Origin of the sequence: Pseudonocardia nigra (assembly GCF_019396355.1) — a bacterium.
GTDB classification, from domain to species: Bacteria; Actinomycetota; Actinomycetes; order Mycobacteriales; family Pseudonocardiaceae; genus Pseudonocardia; species Pseudonocardia nigra.
In genome coordinates this window covers 76,068-89,500 of record NZ_JAHKRK010000005.1, presented here as the reverse complement: position 1 = coordinate 89,500, position 13,433 = coordinate 76,068, and the positions used below count along the sequence as shown (strand labels likewise).

General features: G+C 74.3%; 14 protein-coding genes. 10 read left to right on the top strand and 4 right to left on the bottom strand.

Annotated elements, in window-relative coordinates; translation table 11 throughout:
• Positions 1–43: 43 nt before the first annotated feature.
• Positions 44–1,699, bottom strand: a complete 1,656-nt coding sequence (locus tag KME75_RS02825; protein WP_219412918.1) for a peptide ABC transporter substrate-binding protein — start codon at positions 1,697–1,699, stop codon at positions 44–46.
• A gap of 202 nt (positions 1,700–1,901) precedes the next feature.
• Here KME75_RS02825 and mshB point away from each other — a divergent pair, with 202 nt between their 5' ends.
• The 3 genes from mshB to KME75_RS02810 are packed head-to-tail and all read left to right on the top strand — an operon-like array spanning position 1,902 to position 4,010.
• Positions 1,902–2,777 carry an N-acetyl-1-D-myo-inositol-2-amino-2-deoxy-alpha-D-glucopyranoside deacetylase gene (gene mshB, locus KME75_RS02820; protein WP_308282510.1) on the top strand — a complete coding sequence of 292 codons (876 nt, stop codon included), beginning with the start codon at positions 1,902–1,904 and terminating at the stop codon, positions 2,775–2,777.
• The gene (locus tag KME75_RS02815) at positions 2,774–3,202 is read left to right on the top strand and encodes a hypothetical protein (protein ID WP_246631327.1); all 429 of its coding nucleotides are present in this window, start codon (positions 2,774–2,776) and stop codon (positions 3,200–3,202) included. Before mshB ends, KME75_RS02815 begins: the two co-directional genes overlap by 4 nt.
• Positions 3,195–4,010 carry a hypothetical protein gene (locus tag KME75_RS02810; RefSeq protein ID WP_219412916.1) on the top strand — a complete coding sequence of 272 codons (816 nt, stop codon included), beginning with the start codon at positions 3,195–3,197 and terminating at the stop codon, positions 4,008–4,010. Before KME75_RS02815 ends, KME75_RS02810 begins: the two co-directional genes overlap by 8 nt.
• Positions 4,011–4,054: 44 nt before the next feature.
• Here KME75_RS02810 and KME75_RS02805 read toward each other — a convergent pair whose 3' ends face one another.
• Positions 4,055–5,005 carry a GNAT family N-acetyltransferase gene (locus KME75_RS02805; protein ID WP_308282509.1) on the bottom strand — a complete coding sequence of 317 codons (951 nt, stop codon included), beginning with the start codon at positions 5,003–5,005 and terminating at the stop codon, positions 4,055–4,057.
• 116 nt (positions 5,006–5,121) lie between these two features.
• Here KME75_RS02805 and fdxA point away from each other — a divergent pair, with 116 nt between their 5' ends.
• Genes fdxA through KME75_RS02790 form a run of 3 tightly spaced genes read left to right on the top strand, consistent with a single transcriptional unit; the run spans position 5,122 to position 7,705 of the window.
• Complete coding sequence (gene fdxA, locus KME75_RS02800; RefSeq protein ID WP_219412914.1) at positions 5,122–5,448, top strand: ferredoxin; 327 nt, start codon at positions 5,122–5,124, stop codon at positions 5,446–5,448.
• The gene (dapC, locus tag KME75_RS02795; RefSeq protein ID WP_219412913.1) at positions 5,445–6,530 is read left to right on the top strand and encodes a succinyldiaminopimelate transaminase; all 1,086 of its coding nucleotides are present in this window, start codon (positions 5,445–5,447) and stop codon (positions 6,528–6,530) included. The genes fdxA and dapC overlap by 4 nt, the downstream gene beginning before the upstream one ends.
• Positions 6,527–7,705 carry an MFS transporter gene (locus KME75_RS02790; protein WP_219412912.1) on the top strand — a complete coding sequence of 393 codons (1,179 nt, stop codon included), beginning with the start codon at positions 6,527–6,529 and terminating at the stop codon, positions 7,703–7,705. The genes dapC and KME75_RS02790 overlap by 4 nt, the downstream gene beginning before the upstream one ends.
• Positions 7,706–7,946: 241 nt before the next feature.
• Here the strand turns inward: KME75_RS02790 and KME75_RS02785 are convergent, their stop codons facing one another.
• Complete coding sequence (locus KME75_RS02785) at positions 7,947–8,891, bottom strand: CHAD domain-containing protein (RefSeq protein ID WP_219412911.1); 945 nt, start codon at positions 8,889–8,891, stop codon at positions 7,947–7,949.
• Positions 8,892–8,897: 6 nt separating this feature from the next.
• Positions 8,898–9,833, bottom strand: a complete 936-nt coding sequence (gene dapD, locus KME75_RS02780) for a 2,3,4,5-tetrahydropyridine-2,6-dicarboxylate N-succinyltransferase (protein WP_219412910.1) — start codon at positions 9,831–9,833, stop codon at positions 8,898–8,900.
• 170 nt (positions 9,834–10,003) lie between these two features.
• Here dapD and dapE point away from each other — a divergent pair, with 170 nt between their 5' ends.
• The 4 genes from dapE to folP all read left to right on the top strand — a co-directional run bounded on the left by dapE (position 10,004) and on the right by folP (position 13,421).
• Positions 10,004–11,068, top strand: coding sequence for a succinyl-diaminopimelate desuccinylase (gene dapE / locus KME75_RS02775; RefSeq protein WP_219412926.1), 1,065 nt, complete (start codon positions 10,004–10,006; stop codon positions 11,066–11,068).
• Between the two features lie 153 nt (positions 11,069–11,221).
• A complete protein-coding gene (locus tag KME75_RS02770; RefSeq protein ID WP_219412909.1) occupies positions 11,222–11,986 on the top strand; it encodes an LOG family protein in 765 nt (254 codons plus the stop codon).
• Complete coding sequence (locus KME75_RS02765) at positions 11,983–12,561, top strand: LOG family protein (RefSeq protein ID WP_219412908.1); 579 nt, start codon at positions 11,983–11,985, stop codon at positions 12,559–12,561. Before KME75_RS02770 ends, KME75_RS02765 begins: the two co-directional genes overlap by 4 nt.
• Positions 12,561–13,421, top strand: coding sequence for a dihydropteroate synthase (folP, locus tag KME75_RS02760; RefSeq protein ID WP_219412907.1), 861 nt, complete (start codon positions 12,561–12,563; stop codon positions 13,419–13,421). The genes KME75_RS02765 and folP overlap by 1 nt, the downstream gene beginning before the upstream one ends.
• The last annotated feature ends 12 nt before the right edge of the window (positions 13,422–13,433 follow it).

The following is a 13,433-nucleotide window of genomic DNA, read 5'->3' as shown; positions in this document are numbered from 1 at the left end:
GGCCGGGGCGGGGCGCGCCCCGGCCGCCGTCATGGGCGGGTCGTCACTCGGAGACGGTGACGCTGAACAGGTCGAGCGCGCGGAACGGGGTGACGGTGACGGTGTCGAGCCGCTCCGACCAGCCCGCCTGCACGGACTGGAAGTACAGCGGGATCGCCGGCATGTCCTGGATGATCATCCGCTCCGCCTCCTGGTAGAGCGCGTGGCCCTCCTCCTCGGACGGGGCCGCGTCGGCCCGGGCGAGCATGGCGTCGACCTCCGGGTTGGAGTAGCCGCCGTCGTTGGACGAGCCGCCGGTGCGGTAGATCGGGTTGAGGAAGTTCTCGATCGACGGGTAGTCGGCCACCCAGCCGGAGCGGTAGATGCGGCTCATCTCCTGGGCGTTGATCGCCGTGCGGAACTCGCCGAACGTCGGCACCGGCACGAAGTTGCACTCGCGGCCCAGCGCGTTGCTGATCGTGACGCACGCGGCCTGCATCCACTCCGCGTTGCCGGCGTCGGCGTTGGAGGTGAGCTCGATCGGGCCCTCGAAACCGGTGGCGTCGAACATCTGCTTCGCGCGCTCCGGCTGGTAGGTGCACAGGTCACCGCACTGGTTCTCGGTGCGGCCGGGCACGTTCGGCGCCACGTAACCGTCGGCGGGGGGCTTGAGCCCGCCGAAGATCTGCTCGTTGACCGCGTTCCGGTCGACGGCCATCGAGATGGCCTGCCGCAGCTGCGGGTCCTGGAAGCGCGGGTCGTAGACCGGGAACGTGACCGTCTGGATCCCGAGGTAGGGCTGCGAGACGTGCCGGTCGGGCAGGTCGGTCTGGAAGAGGTTCCCCGCGATCGCCGACGACGGGATGATCGGCAGGAAGTCCAGGTTGTTCGCGACGATGTCGGCGTAGGCGGCCTCGGCGGTCTCGTACACCCGCCACTCGATGCCGCCGATCGTCGGCTGGTTCTCGCCCGCGAACTCCTCGTAGCGCTCGAGCATGATGTTGACGCCCGGCTGCGCCGACACGAACGCGAACGGCCCGTTGCCGATCGGCTTGGCCTCGTAGGCCCCCTGGTCGGTGAAGAAGATCTCGGGCAGCGGCGCGAACGCCGAGTAGCCCAGCTGGGTGGGGAACACCGAGAACGGCTCGGCGAGGGTCACCTCGAGGGTGAGGTCGTCCACCACGCGCAGGCCCGACATCTCCTGCGCCGTGGGCTGTGGGGCCTCCTGCGGCCCGTCCGCGCCGTCCGGGTCCTCGGTGTGGACGTCGGCGTAGCCCTGGATCTGGGCGAAGAAGCTCGCGTTCTGCTGCCCGTTGGGCGAGTAGGCGGTGTAGTTCCAGGCGTCCGCGAAGCTCTGCGCGGTGACGGGGGTGCCGTCGTGGAACGTCCAGCCGTCGTTGAGCGTGATCGTGTAGACGCGGGAGTCGGTGGTCTCGATCGACTCCGCCACCGCGTTGTACGGCTCGGCGGTGCGCGGGTCGTACTCCACGAGGCCGGTGAACATCGCGTCGATCACGCGCCCGCCGCCGACCTCGGTGGTGTTGCCCGGTACGAGCGGGTTCTCGGGATAGGTGTTGTAGATGCTGATCGTGGCGTCGGTCGGTTCGCCCGACCCGCCGCCGCCGCCGGCGGGCTCGCCGCCGGATCCCCCGCACGCGCCGGCCACCAGCGCGACGGAGGTGGTGACGGCCAGCAGGCCGCCGACTCGACGTGATCGCATGGAGCTTCCCCCACTATTCGCTGCGGCCACGCGCGGGTGTAGCGAGGCCACATTGCCGTTCGCTGTGAGCGGACCGTAGCGCCCATCACTCGCCCGTGCGGCAGTCGCGATGTAACGAATGTGTCGCGACGCGCTCACCCCCGGTGAATTCGTGACATCCCTCCTGAACGTCGGGGGAGGTACCGGCACGTACAGTGCGCTCGTGACGCCCGTTCCCCGGCGCCGGCTGCTCCTGGTGCACGCCCATCCGGACGACGAGACGCTGACGACCGGCGGCACCATCGCGCGCTACGCCGCCGACCCGGACACCGCCGTCACGCTGGTGACCTGCACGCTCGGGGAGGAGGGCGAGGTCATCCCTCCGGAGCTGGCACTGCTCGGCCCCGGCGGGTCCGACCAGCTCGGTGGCTACCGGATCGGCGAGCTAGCCGCCGCGTGTGCCGCGCTGGGCGTCGCCGACCACCGCTTCCTCTCCCGGCCGGGGCGCTGGCGCGACTCGGGCATGGCCCTCGCCGGCCACGGCGTCCGCGCCGCCACGCCCGAGCACCTGCACGAGCGGGCGTTCGCCCGGCCGGAGGCCTTCGACGAGCAGGTCGACGCGCTGGCCGCCGTGCTCGAGGAGGTGCGCCCGCAGGTCGTCGTGACGTACCCGGCCGACGGCGGGTACGGCCACCCCGACCACGTCAGGGCGCACCAGATCACGGTCGCTGCCCTGCAGCGGGTGCCCGCGCGCCTGTACTTCACCGCGGTCGGCCGCTCGACGCTCGACGCCGGGCTCGCCGCGCTGGCCGAGGTCGCCGACCTGCCGTTCCGGCGGCCCGACACCGACGAGCTGCCGACCGTGCCGGACGACGCGATCACGGCGCGGATCGACGTGCGCACGCACCGGGCGGCCCGGATCGCGGCCCTGCGCGCCCACGCCACCCAGGTCACTGTCTGGCCGGAGGCGGACGGCGACGCGATCGCGTTCGCGCTGAGCAACCTCGTCGCGCAGCCGCTGCCGGACGTGGAGGAGTTCATGGCGGCCGACGGACCCGGCCACGACGTCGACGACCTGTTCGCGGGGGCCGGGGAATGACCGAACCGACGGCGGGGCCCACGATGACCGGCCCGCCCCCGGACCCGCGACCCGAACCGCCCGTGGTGCCGGACGGCGCGCTGCTCGGACTGCTCGTGCTCAACGGGCTGCTGCTCGGCGGGATCGGGCTGGTGTTCACGCCACTGCACTCGGGCGGGGTGCCGGTGCCGATGGGTGCGGTGCTGTCGATCCTCATCCTCCCGTGGCTCGTGCTGCGGGCCGGGGAGATCCGTCCCCGCACCGCGGTCGCCGCGGCGCCGCTGGTCGCGTGGCTGCTGGTGGTGGGCGCCGTCGGCCTCACCGGCCCGGGCGGCGACGTGATCCTGCCGGCCACGTGGCAGTCGGCGCTGCTCGTCTTCGGGGGGCTGCTGGCCGGCCTCTGGGCGCTGGGGCGGGCCCTCGCGGCGGGACGCACCCGTGGCTGAGGCGATCCCGGACCGCGTGATCGTCGCGATCCTCCGGCCGTTCGTCCGGGCCACCCGCCCGGTCCTCGACGGCCTGCGCGACGCCGACCCGTTCGGGCTGCGGTCCCGCGTGGCGGACGAGGCGGCGCAGAACGAGGCGGGGCAGAACGAGGCGGGGCAGAACGAGGCGGCGCAGGACGATGTGGGGGAGGGCGCCGAGCGCGGGCTGCGCGACAAGGTGCTCGACGCGCTGGCCGCCGTCGAGGTCCCCGGCACCGCCGCGTGGGCGGCGATGGACGTGCCCGCCCGCTCGCGCTGGTGGGTGCGGCGCGTCGGCCGCTTCACCACGCTCCTGGCCGCAGTCCCCGGGCTCGGCGGGGCGCTCGCCAACCGGCTGCCCGTCTCGAAGGTGGTGGGCGCCGCCGGGCAGGGGCTGCTGCTCGTCGCGATCGCGGGCGAGCACGGCGTGCGGGACGAGGGCGAGCTCGTGGGGCTGCTGGGCGCCGTGCTGTTCCGGCGTGACCTCACCGTGGCCGGCCCCAGCGCGGCCGACGACGCCGCCGCCGACGCCCGCGCCGCCGAGCTCACCGGCGACCTCGCCGAGCCGGACAGCCGGCCCACGCTCGCCAGGGTCGGGCGCGCGGTGTGGCGGCTCGGGCGGGCGTTGCTCGCGGTGGAGGACGAGCTGGACAAGCGTCCCCACGGCAACCTCCTGCACGAGGGGCTGGGCATGCTGCCGGTCGTCGGGGCCGTCGGGAAGTACCTCGGCGAGTGGTCGGGGCTCAAACGCGCGGCCCGCGAGGCAGAGAAGCGGCTCCGCCGCCCGTGAGTGAATATCAGTGCTCCAGCACTGTTTTGCACTCACGATTGGCGTCAGCCGGGCGGGACCAGGTACCGGTACTGGTGGTGCTCGGCGAAGCCCCACCGGTCGTAGAGGGCGCGGGCGCCGGTGTTGTGCAGCGCCACCTGCAGCACGGCCCACCGGGCGCCGCGGTCGCGGCCCCACGCCGCGGCGGCGGACAGCAGCGCCGTACGGAGGCCCTGCCTGCGGGCCTCCGGGACGACCTCCAGCAGCGAGACGTGCACGTGGTCCTCGACGACGGTGGCGCGCACCTGGCCCAGCGGTGCACCCCCCGATCCGCGCAACAGCCCGAACGCCGTGTCGGGCGCACCGGCCAGGACCTGCTGCTCCGCGGCGTCCGGTGCCCGGTCCAGCGCGAGCCGCCACCAGTCGTCGGACGGCCGATCCGCCAGTTCGACACGGGGGTCGGCGCTCTCTTCGGGCAGCGGGGCCACGAGCACGGCGACCTCGGCGCCCGCCGCATGACCGACGTCGAGCACCCACCCCTGTGCCTGCACCGCGGTGTCCCACGGCGAGCCGACCGGCACCTGGACGCGCGCCGGGGTCGCGTGCTCGGCCGCGAAGGCGCGCACTGCGTCCAGCGCGGCGGGCACCGGCGTCCCGGGGTCGCCGATCGCCAGAGCGGAGTTCGCGCGCGCGGTGTAGCCGGCCGCCGCGCGCAGTCGCCAGGCGCCCAGCGGGCGGTCGACCTGGGCGGGCCACGCGTCCGCGCACAGCGCTTCGAGCCGGGTGATCGCCGCGAGCGGCGCCCGCCGGGGTGGGGCGGGTGGCACGGCGCGCACGGCCACCACGGCGGCACGGTCGACGGCCACGGGGCCCCACCGCGTCCGCACCAGCACCCCGCCGGACGGATCGGCGCTGAGCTCGCCGACCGCGTCGCTGTAGAGCGGGCGGCCGTCCCTCGTCCCGATCCGGTACCGCAGTGCCACCCGAGCACCTACCAGCTCGTCGGGGATCTCCACGCAGGTCATCCTCCGTCGCCGGTACGACGCGGCTCACACCGCCCCGGGTCCCGCCGCGGCGAACTGCCGAGACATACTGTGGGGCGTCCTGAACCGCCCGAGTGGAGGCCCCGTCCGTGACCTACGTGATCGCCGAGCCCTGCGTCGACCTGCTCGACAAGGCGTGCATCGAAGAGTGCCCGGTCGACTGCATCTACGAAGGCGGGCGGATGCTCTACATCCACCCCGACGAGTGCGTCGACTGCGGTGCCTGCGAGCCGGTGTGCCCGGTCGAGGCGATCTACTACGAGGACGACGTCCCGGAGCAGTGGGCCGCCTACACCAAGGCCAACGTCGACTTCTTCGACGAGCTCGGCTCGCCGGGTGGTGCCTCGAAGGTCGGCAAGATCAACCGTGACGTGGAGCCTGCCGCGAGCCTGCCGCCGCAGCAGCACGACGAGTGAAGATCGACCTTCCCGACTTCCCCTGGGACTCGCTCGCCGAGGACAAGGCCCGCGCCGCGGCGCATCCCGGCGGGATCGTCGACCTGTCGGTCGGCACGCCGGTCGACCCGGTCCCGGACGTCGTCCGGGCCGCGCTCGCGGGGCCCGCGGCCGCCGAGCCCGGCTACCCGACCACGCACGGCACCGCCGACCTCCGCGAGGCCGTGGCCGGTGCCGTGGCGCGGCGCTTCCACGTGACGGTCGACCCGGTCGCGGTGCTGCCGACGATCGGGTCCAAGGAGCTCGTCGCCTGGCTGCCCACCCTGCTCGGGCTCGGCGCCGGGGACACGGTCGTGATCCCCGAGCTCGCCTACCCGACCTACGAGGTGGGTGCCCGGCTCGCGGGCGCCGAGTTCGTCCGCGCCGACTCGACCACGGCCCTCGGACCGCAGCGCGTCGCGCTCGTCTGGCTGAACTCCCCGTCCAACCCGACGGGCCGCGTGCTGCCGGTCGAGCACCTGCGGAAGGTCGTGGCGTGGGCCCGCGAGCGCGGGGCCGTCCTCGCGTCCGACGAGTGCTACCTGTCGCTGTCGCGCGACGCGCACTCGGTGCTGCACCCGGACGTCTGCGGCGGCAGCCACGAGGGCCTGCTGGCCGTGCACTCGATGTCGAAGACCTCCAACCTGGCCGGGTACCGGGCCGGGTTCGTCACCGGCGACCCGGCGCTCGTCGCGGAGCTGCTCGAGGTGCGCAAGCACGCCGGCATGATCGTGCCCCGGCCGGTGCAGGCCGCGATGACGGCCGCAGCGTCCGACGACGCCCACGTCCAGGCGCAGGTGGAGACCTACGCGCGGCGGCGGGCCCAGCTGCGCGTGGCGCTCGAGGGCGCCGGGCTGCGGGTGGAGCACTCCGAGGCCGGGCTGTACCTGTGGGCCACCGCCGGTGAGGACTCCCGGTTGACGGTGCGGCGGCTGGCCGCGCAGGGTGTCCTCGTGGCACCAGGGGAGTTCTACGGTCCGGCGGGCGCACAGCACGTCCGCGTGGCGCTCACCGCCACCGACGAGCGGATCGCGGCGGCGGCGGAGCGCCTCACCGCGGCGTGACCCCACCCGCCGCCACGCGGGCGGTGCAGCCCGCCGTCGTCCTGCTCAGCCTGCTCGCGCTGGCCGCGAACCTCCGGGCCGCCCTCGCCGGCTACCCGCCGCTGCTCGAGACCGTGCGCGCCGACCTCGGCGCGTCCGCGGGCGCCGCCGGGCTCGTCCAGGCCGGGGCGGTGCTGATGATGGCCGTCGGGTCCCTCGCCGGCGCGGGGATCGGCGCTCGCATCGGCCGCGAGCGCGCGCTGGGCGTGGCCGTCGGGCTGGTGGCGGTCGGGAGCCTCGTGCGGGGGGTCCCCGCGCTGCTGTCGCTGATCGGCGGCAGCCTCGTCATCGGGTTCGGGATCGGCCTGGCCGGCGTGCTGCTCACGGGCGTCGTCAAGGAGCACCTCGCCGAGCGCGCCGGCGTCGCGACCGGGGCCTACGTCGTGTCGATGATGATCGGGGCGACGGTCGCCAGCGGCGTCGCCGTGCCGATGGCGACGGCGTTCGGCGGTTGGTCGCTCGCGCTGGCAGCGCTGGCCGTCCCGGCCGTGCTCGCCACGGCCGTCTGGATGCCCCTGGCGCTGCGGATGCCGCGCGCGGACCGCACCCTCGCCCGGATCCGGCTGCCCTGGCGGGATCCCTTCGCCCGGCTGGCCGCCTGCTACCAGGCGGGCACGTCGGTGATGTTCTACGGCTGGCTCACCTGGCTCGCGCCCTACTACGAGGGGCAGGGCTGGAGTGCCGAGCGGGCCGGGGTGCTGCTCGCCGTGTGGAGCCTCATGCAGATCCCGGTGGCTTTGCTCGTGCCCGTGCTGGCCGAGCGCAACCGCCGGTGGCGGTTCTGGGCCGGGCTGACGCTGGCCTGCGGCGTCGCGGGCACGCTCGGGGCCATGCTGGCGCCGATGGTGCCGCTGGTGGGCCCGTGGGCGTGGGTGGTGCTGATCGGTGTCGGCCTCGGCGCGGGCTTCCCGATGGGGCTCACCGTGATCGCGTGGCGCACCCCGGACGGCGCGGCGAGCGCCGCCACGAGCGGCCTCGCGCTCGGCGTCGGCTACACCGCGGCCGGGCTGGCCCCGCTGGTGATGGGGGTGCTGATCGACCTGACCGGCGGCTACCCGGCGGCGATCGGGCTGCTCCTGGCCGCCGCGGCGCTCCAGGGCTTCGCGATCGTGCGGATCGGCGACCGGGCGGCGTGACGGGGGACGGCGGCCGTGATCGCCGCGAGATACGCATCCGCGTAGCCGGGACGACAGGAACGGCGCACTGGCGGTGATCACTCGTCGCGTGATCGGTGTGGGATACGTGTCCGCGCGGTGGGGACAGCAAAGTGGGCACGCTCGTGGCGATCATCGAAGATCGCCGTGAGATACGCGTCCGCGTAGCCGGGACGACAGGAACCGCGCACTCGCGGTGATCAGTTGTCCCGACCGACCGGCCCTACAGCTCCTCGGCGCGAACCCGGACCTGCTCCCAGGCGGCCCACCACTGGGCCCGCTTCTGCTCGGCGCGGGCCCGTTCGCGCTCCACGAGCCGGCCCGCTGCGAACACGACGTGCGCGTCGGGCAGGTCGCCGAGGCCGTCGAGGAGCTCGCGGATGCGCTGCTCGGCCACGCAGGCGTCCTGGTGGTCGCCCAGCACCTCCTGGAGCCCTTCGGTGGCCACGAGCAGCTGCTTGACCGGTCTGCCGAGGGCGGGTTTCGCCAGCTCACCCGTGTAGCGCAGCCGCTTCCCGTGGATCCGCAGGGCGTGCAGCGCCTCGTCGGGCGGGTTCTCCCCGGCCCGCTCGACGGCCTTGCGCAGCGTGCGGGCCTCGGCGCGCACGAGGTCGGCGAGCTCCGGGCGCGCCTTCGTGGCCGACGGCGTCGGCAACGGCAGCCGGATCGCGTCGGCGAGGCGCTCCAGCAAAGCGGTGTAGCGCGGTGCGTCGAGCGCGGCGAGCATCTCGGCCCGGGCCGCCGAGCGCTCCGACTCCAGTACGTCGACGAGCACCTCGCCCGCCGACCGCTCCCGCGCCGGCAGCGTGGCGATCTCCCCGCGCAGCCGCAGCAGCATCACGTCGAGGTCCCGGACGGGGCCCAGCGCTCGGCCCAGCCGGCCGAGCTCGGCGCGCAGCCCGTCGGCCCACGTCGCCTCGAGCAGCGGCCGGGCGGCCTTGAGTGTTGCCCGCATCCGCCGCACGGCGACCCGCATCTGGTGCAGGTCCTCCATGTCCGCCCCGTTGCGGGTGCTCGGGTCGTGGCGCAGCAGCGCGCGCAGCCGCCGGTCCAGCGCCACCCGCACGTGGTGCGCGGGCGAGTCGGACGGGGCGGCGGTGAGCGGCTCGGGCAGGTCGGACACGGCGAACGGGAGACCCCGCGGGCGCTTGCGCGTCGTCGTGGGCACGCCGGCTCAGTTCGCGTGCAGTGCTGCGTTGAGGGCGATGCCCTCGCCGGTGCGGGGGAGGACCTCGACGGCGCCGCTGACCGAGTTGCGGCGGAACAGCAGCCCGTCCTGACCGGACAGGGTGCGTGCGGCGACGCTGCTCCCGTCCGGGAGCGTGATCTTGGTGCCCGCGGTGACGTACAGGCCCGCCTCGACCACGCAGTCGTCGCCGAGCGAGATCCCGATGCCCGCGTTCGCACCGAGCAGGCACCGCTCCCCGACGGACACGACCTCCTTGCCGCCGCCCGACAGCGTCCCCATGATCGACGCACCGCCCCCGACGTCGGAGCCGTCACCCACGACGACCCCGGCCGAGATGCGGCCCTCGACCATCGACGCGCCGAGCGTGCCGGCGTTGAAGTTGACGAAGCCCTCGTGCATGACGGTGGTGCCGGCGGCCAGGTGGGCGCCGAGCCGGACCCGGTCGGCGTCGGCCACGCGGACCCCGGCGGGGAGCACGTAGTCGACCAGGCGCGGGAACTTGTCGACGCCGTACACCGTCACCGGGCCGCGGGCGCGCAGCCGGGCCCTGGTGCGCTCGAATCCGGGTACCGGGCACGGCCCGTGGTTGGTCCACACGACGTTCGCGAGCAGCCCGAAGATGCCGTCCAGGTTCGCCTCGTGCGGCGCGACCAGGCGGTGGCTCAGCAGGTGCAGGCGCAGGTAGACGTCGTGCGTGTCGACCGGCGGGTCGGCGAGCGAGTCGATCGCGGTGCGCACGACCGCGGTGGTGACGCCGCGCGCGTCGTCGCTGGCGGCGAGCGGCTCGAGGTCGGCCGAGACGTCCGGCGCGTCCGGGCCGAGTGCGGGGGCGGGGAACCAGGTGTCGAGGACGGTGCCGTCGGCGGCGATCGTCGCCAGGCCGGTGCCGGAGGCGCCCTCGCGGCGCGGTGCGGTGCTCACGGCCTCCGACGCTAGTCAACGCGCCGGTCGGAGGGGACCTCCGGGGGCCGCCTGACGCCAGCAAGGTGGCAATACTGCCACTGGCCGGCAGCATGGCCACCTTGCTGCCACATGCGGACGGGGAGGGGCTGCCGCCACAGGGGGCGCGGGTAGCCTCCGCGGCCGTGACCGTGCCGCACCTGGACCTCACCGCCGACCCTGTCGACCTGTGCGCCGCGCTCGTTGACGTGCCCAGCGTCTCCGGTGACGAGGCGCCGCTCGCCGACGCGCTGGAGCGTGCGTTGCGCGAGCAGGCCCCGCATCTGGAGCTGCTGCGGTCCGGGCAGGCCGTGCTCGCGCGCACGAACCTGGGCCGGGAGCGGCGGGTGCTGCTGGCCGGGCACATCGACACCGTCCCGATCGCCGACAACCTGCCCAGCCGCCGCGACGGCGACCTGCTGTACGGGTGCGGCACGTCGGACATGAAGGCGGGCGACGCGGTCATTGCGCACCTCGCGGCCACCGTGTCCGACCCGCGCCACGACCTCACGCTCGTGTTCTACGACTGCGAGGAGGTGGAGGCCGCCCGCAACGGCCTCGGCCGCATCGAGCGCGAGCACGCCGACTGGCTGCGGGCCGACCTCGCGATCCTCGGCGAGCCCACCAACGCCGGCGTCGAGGCGGGCTGCCAGGGCACGCTGCGGGGGGAGATCACCACGCGGGGGCGCCGGGCGCACTCGGCGCGCTCCTGGCTGGGGCGCAACGCGGTGCACGCCGCCGCGGCCGTGCTGGACCGGCTCAACACCTACGGCGCTCGCACGGTCGACATCGACGGCTGCGAGTACCGGGAGGGCCTGCAGGCGGTGCGGATCGTCGGCGGGGTGGCGGGCAACGTCGTGCCCGACGAGTGCGTCGTCACCGTGAACTTCCGCTTCGCCCCCGACCGCACCGCCGCGGCGGCCGAGCAGCACGTCCGGGAGGTGTTCGACGGGTTCGAGGTCGCGGTCACCGACCTGTCGCCCGGCGCGCTGCCCGGGTTGACGGCCCCCGCGGCGGCCGAGTTCATCGCGGCCACCGCCGCCACCCCGTCGGCCAAGTACGGCTGGACCGACGTCTCGCGGTTCGCCGCCCTCGGGATCCCGGCCGTGAACTACGGGCCGGGCGACCCGAACCTCGCCCACACCCGCGAGGAGTACGTGGACACCCGGCAGATCACGGAGGCCACCGCCGTCCTGCGCCGGTTCCTGGCCCGCTGAACCCCCGCCCGTGGTTGCAGTAAAGCCACTTTCCTGCCATGTGGTTGCGTGAAAGTGGCTTTGCTGCAACGGCGAGCGCCACCCACCGCGCCGTCCCGCTCCGGGCGCGCCGCCCCGAGCGCCCGCCGAGTCGGCGTCACTACTGTGGGCAGCATGACCGCCACCGGGGGAGGGCGCCCCGACGAGAAGCAGCGCGGCCCCGTCGTACTGCGCCGCGAGCACCGCAACGAACCCACCACCACCGACCAGCGCCTGCTGGACTCGCGTGGCCCCAGCGACTGGGTGCACACCGACCCGTGGCGCGTGCTGCGCATTCAGGCCGAGTTCGTCGAGGGCTTCGGCATGCTGGCCGAGCTGCCGCGCGCCGTCACCGTGTTCGGCTCGGCGCGCACCCCCCGCGACCACATCGAGTACGCCCAGGGCAGGGCGCTGGGCACCGCGCTCGCCGAGGCCGGCTTCGCCGTGATCACCGGCGGCGGCCCGGGCGCCATGGAGGCGGCCAACAAGGGTTGCTCCGAGGCCGGCGGGTTCTCGGTCGGGCTGGGCATCGAGCTGCCGTTCGAACAGGGCCTCAACGACTGGGTCGATCTCGGCATCAACTTCCGCTACTTCTTCGCCCGCAAGACCATGTTCGTCAAGTACTCCCAGGCGTTCGTCTGCCTGCCGGGCGGCTTCGGCACGCTCGACGAGCTGTTCGAGGCGCTCACCCTGGTGCAGACGAAGAAGGTCACGAAGTTCCCGGTGGTGCTGCTGGGCAGCGAGTACTGGGGCGGGCTCTACGAGTGGATCTCCAGCACCGTGCGGGAGAGCGGCAAGGTCGGAGACAAGGACCTCGCCCTGCTGCACCTCACCGACGACGTCGACGACGCCGTGAAGATCGTGCAGGAGGCGTGGCGGGCGTGGGAGGAGGCGCATTGACCACGGAGCGACCGCTCGCGGTCTGCGTCTACTGCGCCTCCATCGAGGGGATCCCCCCGCAGTACCCCGCGCTCGCCGCCGAGGTGGGCAGGCAGATCGCGGACCGCGGCTGGCAGCTCGTGTCGGGGGGCGGGCGGGCGTCGATGATGGGCACGGTCGCGGCGGCGGCCCGCTCCGGCGGGGCCCGCACCACCGGGGTGATCCCGCGCGCGCTCGTCGACCTCGAGTGGGCCGACCACGAGTCCGACGAGCTGCTGGTCGTCGACACGATGCGCGAGCGCAAGGCGCTCATGGAGGCCCACGCCGACGCCTTCCTCGCGCTGCCCGGCGGCGTCGGCACCTGTGAAGAGCTGTTCGAGGTGTGGACGGCGGGCTACCTGCGGATGCACGCCAAACCCGTCGTGCTGCTCGACCCCGACGGGCACTATGCCGGCCTGATCGAGTGGGTGCGGGACATCGCCGGCCGGGGCTTCGTGCGGCCCGAGGCGGTGGCGCGGCTCGTGGTCGCCACCGACGTCGCCGAGGCGCTCGACGCGTGCGCGGCCCCGGTGGACCTCTCGCGATCGCAGGCGTGATGCGGTTCGGGAGCCGGCAGCCGGCCCAGGACCGCGCGCTGGTGATGGCGATCGTGAACCGCACCCCCGACTCGTTCTACGACCGCGGCGCGACCTTCTCCGACGAGGCCGCCATGGCCAAGGTCGACGAGGCGATCGCCGAGGGCGCCGACATCATCGACATCGGCGGCGTGAAGGCCGGACCGGGACCCGAGGTCGACGTGGCCGAGGAGATCCGCCGGGTCGTGCCGTTCGTGGCGGCCGTACGCGACCGCCACCCCGACATCGTGATCAGCGTCGACACCTGGCGCGGCGAGGTCGGCAGGCTCGCTGTCGCCGAGGGTGCGGACCTGCTCAACGACACGTGGGCCGGGGCCGACCCGACGCTCGGGGAGGTGGCCGCCGAGACCGGGGCCGGGATCGTCTGCTCGCACACGGGGGGCGCGGTGCCGCGGCGCCGCCCGCACCGGGTGCGTTACGCCGACGTCGTGGCCGACGTCCTGGCCGACGTCTGCGGCCAGGCCCAGCGGCTCGTCGGGCTCGGTGTGGCGCGCGAGGGCATCGTGATCGACCCCACCCACGACTTCGGCAAGAACACCTTCCACGGCCTCGCGCTGCTGCGTCGCTGCGACGAACTGGTGGCCAGCGGGTGGCCCGTCCTGATGGCGCTGTCCAACAAGGATTTCATCGGCGAGACGCTCGGCGTCACCGAGGTGACCGAACGCCTGGAGGGCACCCTCGCGGCCACGGCGCTGGCCGCCGCGGCCGGCGCGCGGGTGTTCCGGGTGCACGAGGTTGCCGCCACCCGCCGTACCGTGGACATGGTCGCGGCCGTCGCGGGTACCCGTCCCCCCGCACGTACGGTCCGCGCGCTGGCCTGACCTGGGGCGCCG

Coding starts and splice junctions, on each gene's coding strand:
- folP (WP_219412907.1), top strand. CDS start 12,561: ATGCGGTTCGGGAGCCGGCAGCCGGCCCAGGACCGCGCGCTGGTGATG.
- KME75_RS02825 (WP_219412918.1), bottom strand. CDS start 1,699: ATGCGATCACGTCGAGTCGGCGGCCTGCTGGCCGTCACCACCTCCGTC.
- KME75_RS02770 (WP_219412909.1), top strand. CDS start 11,222: ATGACCGCCACCGGGGGAGGGCGCCCCGACGAGAAGCAGCGCGGCCCC.
- KME75_RS02815 (WP_246631327.1), top strand. CDS start 2,774: ATGACCGAACCGACGGCGGGGCCCACGATGACCGGCCCGCCCCCGGAC.